At 61.6% G+C, this 7,165-nt stretch carries 6 protein-coding genes; 3 read left to right on the forward strand and 3 right to left on the reverse strand.

All coding sequences use genetic code 11. From position 1 onward, the window contains the following. Window positions 1-227 precede the first annotated feature (227 nt). The gene (locus QZY03_RS17670; protein WP_295583366.1) at window positions 228-1,187 is read right to left on the reverse strand and encodes a LysR family transcriptional regulator; all 960 of its coding nucleotides are present in this window, start codon (window positions 1,185-1,187) and stop codon (window positions 228-230) included. Between the two features lie 216 nt (window positions 1,188-1,403). Between QZY03_RS17670 and QZY03_RS17675 the strand changes: the two genes are divergently transcribed. From QZY03_RS17675 to QZY03_RS17685, 3 genes are all read left to right on the forward strand, one after another. After that, window positions 1,404-2,798 carry a ribulose-bisphosphate carboxylase gene (locus tag QZY03_RS17675; RefSeq protein ID WP_295583368.1) on the forward strand — a complete coding sequence of 465 codons (1,395 nt, stop codon included), beginning with the start codon at window positions 1,404-1,406 and terminating at the stop codon, window positions 2,796-2,798. Between the two features lie 107 nt (window positions 2,799-2,905). Further along, window positions 2,906-3,712, forward strand: a complete 807-nt coding sequence (locus tag QZY03_RS17680) for a CbbQ/NirQ/NorQ/GpvN family protein (protein WP_295583370.1) — start codon at window positions 2,906-2,908, stop codon at window positions 3,710-3,712. Window positions 3,713-3,934: 222 nt separating this feature from the next. After that, entirely contained in the window at window positions 3,935-4,729 is a 795-nt protein-coding gene (locus tag QZY03_RS17685) for a DnaJ domain-containing protein (RefSeq protein ID WP_295583372.1), read from the forward strand. Between the two features lie 375 nt (window positions 4,730-5,104). On the opposite strand, the gene QZY03_RS17690 is transcribed toward QZY03_RS17685, so the two are convergent. Beyond that, entirely contained in the window at window positions 5,105-5,839 is a 735-nt protein-coding gene (locus tag QZY03_RS17690) for a hypothetical protein (protein WP_295583374.1), read from the reverse strand. A gap of 249 nt (window positions 5,840-6,088) precedes the next feature. Beyond that, window positions 6,089-6,514, reverse strand: a complete 426-nt coding sequence (locus tag QZY03_RS17695) for a hypothetical protein (protein WP_295583376.1) — start codon at window positions 6,512-6,514, stop codon at window positions 6,089-6,091. Window positions 6,515-7,165 lie beyond the last annotated feature (651 nt).

Genomic DNA, 7,165 nt, shown 5'->3' on the forward strand with positions numbered 1-7,165 from the left:
AGTCGCCCCTAAGGCGATTTCCGTGAATAGGCATCCCGACTGCGCGTGCGCAGAAAGCCTGTTGGGTTGTAGGGGCGAATGAATTCGCCCCTACACGGCGGTAGATCCTTTCCCGGAAATCACCTTAAGTTAGATTGCGGAGCAACAAAAAGTCTTTTTGTTGACTCATGCCCTTATCCTAGGGGCTAAGTCCGACAGGCTGCTAGGGGCGGGTTTAGAACCCGCCCCTACGTCCGGCTATCACGTTCGTTGGCTAAGGGTGTCGTGTCGACGGTCGGCAGCGGCCCGGGGCCGGCGATCTGTGCTGCTTCCTGCACCACGAAGTCCCGAAACGCGCGGGCGGCGGGGGAGAGCCGCTTGGCGCGCCGGTAGACCAGGTGCCACTGGCGCAGCAGCGGGAAGCCGGCGACGTCCAGGATCTTGAGCCGCCCGGTCTCCAGTTCCAATTCGATGGTGTGCAGCGACACCACGCTCAGCCCCAGTCCCGAGCGCACGGCCTGTTTCACCGCCTCGTTGCGGGTCATTTGCATCCCGTGGCGGATCGGCATTCCCTGCTCCTTGAAAAAACGCTCCATGGCCAGGCGGGTGCCGGAGCCGGTTTCACGCATGACGAAGGTTTCCTGCGCCAGCCGGGTCAGCGCAATGTCCGGCTGACCTACCAGCGGGTGCGTCGGCGGGGCGATCACCACCAGCGGGTTCGGCATGAACGCCTCGGACTCGACTTCCACCTCGGTCGGCGGGAACCCCATCAAGGCCAGGTCGATGCTGTTGTTCTCCAACAAGCGGATCAACGCCTCGCGGTTGGTGACGTCCAGCCGCGGGGCAATGCCGGGATAGCGCTGGTGGAAGACCGCCAGCAGCCGCGGGGCAAAATAGTTGACGGTGCTGGCCACGGCCAGGTGCAGGCCGCCGCGGCTGACCCCCTTCAGCGCCTGCATCACCTCTTCCAGTTCCAGGAGCGAGCGGTTGATGCTGCGGCTATAGTTGAACAGCTCGCGTCCGGCCTCGGTGAGTTCAGTTTTCTTGCCGAGCTTCTCGAACAGCGGGATGCCGACATCGTCTTCCAGTTGGCGGACCTGCATGGACACGGCTGGTTGACTGAGGTGCAGTTCCTGGCTCGCCTTGGTGTAGCTCAGGTGGCGGGCGACGGCTTCGAAGACGCGGAGTTGGCGAAGTGTAATGTGCATCGACTGACTTGAGTTATAACCCCTGGGTTATCGAATCCATAACATACTTAGAATGTACTTATATGGCAAATACCTGTAAATTATACGCATATTGAATGCGCGGAAATTGGCCGGCCCTGGACTCAGGAGAGTCTCCGCGGGGGCAGGCGGCAAGTGCATTCTTAAGAGTCTCATACCGGCTTCGGCCAACACTTAAACTCCTTACAGGGGAACTCCATGGCGCTTGACCAGTCCGCCCGCTACTCCGATCTCAGCCTGACCGAAGCCGACCTGATCGCGGGCGGCAAGCACATCCTCGTCGCCTACCGCATGAAGCCCAAGGCCGGTTACGGCTACCTGGAGGCCGCCGCGCACTTCGCCGCCGAGTCGTCCACCGGCACCAACGTCGAGGTCTGCACCACCGACGACTTCACCAAGGGTGTCGACGCGCTGGTGTATTTCATCGACGAGGCGCAGGAAGACATGCGCATCGCCTACCCGCTGGACTTGTTCGACCGGAACATGACCGACGGGCGCATGATGATCGTGTCCTTCCTGACGCTGGTCATCGGCAACAACCAGGGCATGGGCGACATCGAGTACGGTCAGATCCAGGACTTCTATGTCCCGGAACGCGCCATCCAGTTGTTCGACGGTCCCGCCAAGGACATTTCCGACCTGTGGCGCATCCTCGGCCGGCCGATCAAGGACGGCGGCTACATCGCCGGCACCATCATCAAGCCCAAGCTCGGCCTGCGTCCCGAGCCCTTCGCCGCGGCCGCTTACCAGTTCTGGCTTGGCGGAGACTTCATCAAGAACGACGAGCCCCAGGGCAACCAGGTGTTCTGCCCGGCCAAAAAAGTCTACCCGCTGGTCTATGATTCGCTCAAGCGCGCCCAGGACGAGACCGGTCAGGCCAAGCTCTTCTCCGCCAACATCACCGCCGACGACCATTACGAAATGTGCGCTCGGGCGGACTTCATCCTGGAGACCTTCGGACCCGATGCGGACAAGGTCGCCTTCCTGGTGGACGGCTTTGTCGGCGGCCCCGGCATGATCACCACCGCGCGGCGTCAGTACCCCAACCAGTACCTGCACTATCATCGTGCCGGCCACGGCATGATCACCTCACCGTCCTCCCGGCGCGGCTACACCGCCTTCGTGCTGGCCAAGATCGCCCGCCTGCAGGGTGCCTCCGGCATCCATGTCGGCACCATGGGCTACGGCAAGATGGAGGGTGGAGCGGAAGACAAGATCATCGCCTACATGATCGAACGCGACGAGTGCCAGGGCCCGGTTTACTACCAGAAGTGGTACGGCATGAAGCCCACCACCCCGATCATCTCCGGCGGCATGAACGCCCTGCGCCTGCCCGGTTTCTTTGAGAACCTCGGTCACGGCAACGTCATCAACACCGCCGGTGGCGGTGCCTACGGTCATATCGACTCTCCGGCGGCCGGCGCCATCTCGTTGCGCCAGTCCTACGAGTGCTGGAAGGCTGGCGCCGACCCGATCGAATTCGCCAAGGAGCACAAGGAATTCGCCCGCGCCTTCGCCTCCTTCCCCGGCGATGCCGACAAGCTCTTCCCCGGCTGGCGCGACAAGCTGGGCGCCGCGGTCGCGCACAAGTAAGCGGTTCGGATCGCTGATAGGATCGAAGCAGGAGCCCCCGCAGTGCGGGGGCTTTTTGCGTTCAAGCGATTCATAACTTACCTACCCGCAACCTCACGCGAGCCGCCATGCGCATCGACACCGAGCAGTACAAAATCAGCCAGGAGCCGTTCTATCAGCCCCTGGGCAACGAAATCGCACGCTATGAGGCGGCCTACAAGCGGCGTCTTCCGGTGATGGTCAAGGGACCGACCGGGTGCGGCAAGTCCCGCTTCATCGAATACATGGCCTGGCGCCTCGGCAAACCGCTGATCACCGTTGCCTGCAACGAGGACATGACCGCGTCCGACCTCGTCGGCCGCTACCTGCTGGACGCCACCGGCACCCGCTGGCTCGACGGCCCGCTCACCGTTGCCGCGCGCATCGGCGCCATTTGCTATCTCGACGAGATCGTCGAAGCCCGCCAGGACACCACCGTCGTCATCCACCCGCTGACCGACCACCGGCGCGCCATGCCCTTGGACAAAAAGGGCGAGGTCGTCACCGCCCATGCGGACTTCCAACTCGTCATCTCCTACAATCCCGGCTATCAATCGCTGATGAAGGACCTGAAGCAGTCCACCAAACAGCGCTTCTGCGCCTTGGTCTTCGACTATCCCCCGGCGGACCTTGAGACCCAAATCGTCGCCACCGAAACCGGCACCAGCCTGGAGCTGGCCGCCGCCCTGGTCAAGATCGCCGCCGCCGCCCGCAACCTCAAAGGGCACGGGCTGGATGAAGGCATCTCCACCCGGCTGTTGGTCTATGCCGCCAATCTGATGGACGAGGGCATCCCGCCGCGCGAGGCGAGCCGCATGGCGCTGGTCGATCCCATTACGGATGACGAGGATATCCGCTCGACGCTGCACCATGCGATCGACGCCGTGTTTGTTTAGGATAGCTGTTGGATCTTGCTTCCATGCGCCGCGTAGGAACGCAGCCGCTGATGGTCCGCACAGCCGACCCGGCGGTAACACCCTAACCCGTAGGGTCCGCTGTGCGGACCAACCACCGTGCAGAGCGCGCAGTGGCCGTAGTGACCAAGGAAGCCGCCACGCTGGAGCCTTGGAAGCCAGACGAGGCCCCAGAAGGGTTGGTAGAGTCCCCGAGGCACAGCAATGAAGACGCTATACGATGTGTTGGAAGTGAGTCGGTGGGCGAGTGAGGAAACCATCACCGCGGCTTACCAGGGACTGCTGCGGAAATACCAGCAAGAAGCCGGTTTCGCCTGCGGCGATGGCGCCGAGATCAATGCCAGGATTGATGCCGTCAAACGTGCGTATACGGTGCTGGTCGATCCCGACAAGCGTCAAGACTACGATAAGCGGCTTGGCGAGGGCGCAATCACTGAACCTGTTCTCAACCGCCGCAACCAGGCCATGGACAGCGTGCCGTCAAACTTGATGAAGTACGTGCTAACGGCCATGGCATTTTCGCTGCCGGTGGCGGCGGCTATCTATATTGCACTTCATGGTGCGATCACGTCGGAGCGCGTCGCGACGCAAAAGACTACGGACCAGTCCGAGCGTATGGTGAAGATCGAGGAAGCCGCGCAGGAACGGCGATTGGAACTGGAAAACGAACACTTGCGGCAGCAAATTGAAGTGCTCAAATCCGAGCAGACACGCCGAGCAAAGGAAGTTGACTATACAGCGCGGGAACGCGACCGGCTGCTGCGCATAGAAGAAAGCAGGCAAGCGGTGGCGGAAAGGGAGATTCAATCTGACCGGACGCTGATCGATCGAGCCAGTAATCGACAGTACAATAATCAACTCAGTCAGGACGTTGTCGATGACGTCAATCGTACAGTCGAGCTGAACAAAGATGCGGCGGCGGCCAGACTGGGAGTCACTCGTCAACAGTACGACAGCCTTGAGCGGGAAAAGTGGAATGAGACGTCCGGTTGGCGGTAAGACGCAGTCATTCAGTCATCACGCCCAAGCGGGGCGACTCGACCGGAAGCCGACGCTTTAGCGGGAGGCGGTGCCGCGTCCGCCGGCCTCCGGTTGTTGTCGCTGACCGCCGTCTCTGTTCCTACCACCCTTCCGCTCCCGGCGCCTCCCGCCGCGCCTTGGGTCAGGATCGCAGCCGTCGCCTCCAGCCCGCATAGGACGACTGCCCGCCGGGCGGCCTTGATCGTAATCCCGGCCGGCGGTATGCGTAGTCAGGGCTTCCAGCCCTGACAGTGTCAGGCCAGGATGGTCTGACTACGCACCCGGCGCGCCCAAGTGGCCGGAACGACGATCAAGGCCGATGGCGGCCTACCGTAGAACAAACACCGATCGATCTCAATGTTCGGTGCCAAGGCCGCTGAACGCATCATTGTCTCGTCCCAGATAGACGGTCATCCTGCCGCTGTCATCTTCGACAACCATCCCTGCTGTCAACACATCGGCAACCTGGTCTCGAAAATCGCGCTTAAAGGCTTCGATATCGCTGCCGTCGCCGGCCCCACCGATCTCCAGGCGGCACAGCGACGAACGGCATTCAATCTGGTCAACGGGTATGGCGCGAGCCGCCTCGCTGGTCAATGCCGATTCAATTCTATCGGTGGTCGCGTCGGCCCAGTGATGATTGACCGGCTGGGCATAGAAACTATTCTCCGCGAGTTGTGCCATACGCCTGATCTCTTCCTTTTGCACTGCCAGCAGGGCGGCATCATTCAGATTCAGCAGCGCATCTGTAGACGCTGCGTCGTCTTGCGCAGTAGCCATCTGCGCCTGTGCCTGCGCCTCCCGCGTCTTGCGGACATCCGCCCGCAAGGCTGCGACGGATGCCTTGATCGATTCGAGTTCGGATAGCGACCGGGGGTTGGCGGCAGCCGTGCCATCGTCGACCGCGGGGCCGGTGATCACAACGCCGCGCTGCGGCGAAGCGTCCTGGGGGCGATCGGCGGTTGCGGGGTGCGCCGCGCTTGCGTCTTGCACGGGTGGGGCCGGCGCGACCAGCAAGCGCGGCGCCACGAGGTTAAATACCAGCGCGAGCGCAAGGGCACCGCCGAGGGCGATCAAGTAGCGATACATGCGAACCTCACATCGGAACCTTGTTGGAAAAACACTGCTCGCTACCGGAAAGCGGGAGCGGGCAGCGCATGGATAAGTCGTCTTAAGACTGCCGGTGCGGCGGCCTTGATCACGGTTACGGCCACGGGACAGCGGAGGGTGAACAAGCGTAGCGCAGTCCACCAACGGCGGCGCGTGATACAGTGGGCTGCGCAAGCGCTTGCCCCCCCGCGGCAGCAACGATGATCAAGGCCGGTGTCGCGGTGGCGGCTACTCGGCGAAGTAATAGCCGTTGATCTTACTGCCCGCGGGTAACGAGCAATTGAGCGCAAACGGCTGCCAACTCGCCGTCGGATTGATCGTAGGGAGCACCAAACGCGTGACGCCGGATGTCGATGACCACTTAAGGAGCCCCCCCGAATCGATGCTGAAGTTATCGAGATAGCAACTCTTGGACTTGCCGTCGTTCGTGAAGTAAGCGACCGCGCCGGCAGCCGCCGTGCCGCCGTCCTTCGTGCGAACGAACGGGCAAGAGATCGACATTGCGGCGGCAGTGGCGTTCCGGGCTCCGGTGTTGCTGTAAGCCAATGTCGCACTTTGTCCCTGGCATGCTTGACCGGGATAGGTCGCGGCATACGTGTTGGTGGCGACCAGTCCGCAAGCCAGGGTCACGAGACCGGGAAGCAGCATATTCATAACCATGTCCTCTGTTCTAAATGGGGCAGATAGGCCGGCGTTCTTCAGGTCGGTTGCTAACCGCACCGATACGCCTGGGCTCTATGTCTAAAGGTGAAAACCGGTGTTATTTCATCGTGAATCTCCTCTGTGATACTATTGTTCGGGTGAGAGAAAATGAGCCACCGGGAAACGCTGTTGCCGCCCACGCGTTGCAATCATGCGACGCGCATCGCCGGTGCCCTCGTGTCGCTTGGCAAGGAGGCCGTTTGCATTGAATGAAAATGTACCGCAGGCCGCACGAATCGACACCTGGACAATGGCGCGAGAACGTGTCGGAAAAATGCCCGAGCGCGTGTCGGAAGAGCGCGTAAGAACGTCTTGAGAAACTACTGTTAAAGTAGGGAGAATACGCTAACGCACTGATTGCGCGTCACTCCGATGGAATGCGCGTCGCTATAACCACAGAACTCTGTGGTTATAGTCGTCGAACGTAATAACCGGACGTAGAGGCGGGTTTCAAACCCGCCCCTACCCCAAGGGTCTATCGGGATACCAGGTGCGAAGGCTATCACTGGCGGCGCATCGCGCCGGGGGCGAGCGGCCTTGATCATCATTCCGGCCACCCGTCGTTGCGGCAGCCCGTCGCGGCCATGGGCCGCTCCTACGGTA

Origin of the sequence: uncultured Lamprocystis sp., assembly GCF_903933125.1 — a bacterium.
In the GTDB taxonomy this organism is placed as follows: Bacteria; Pseudomonadota; Gammaproteobacteria; order Chromatiales; family Chromatiaceae; genus Thiodictyon.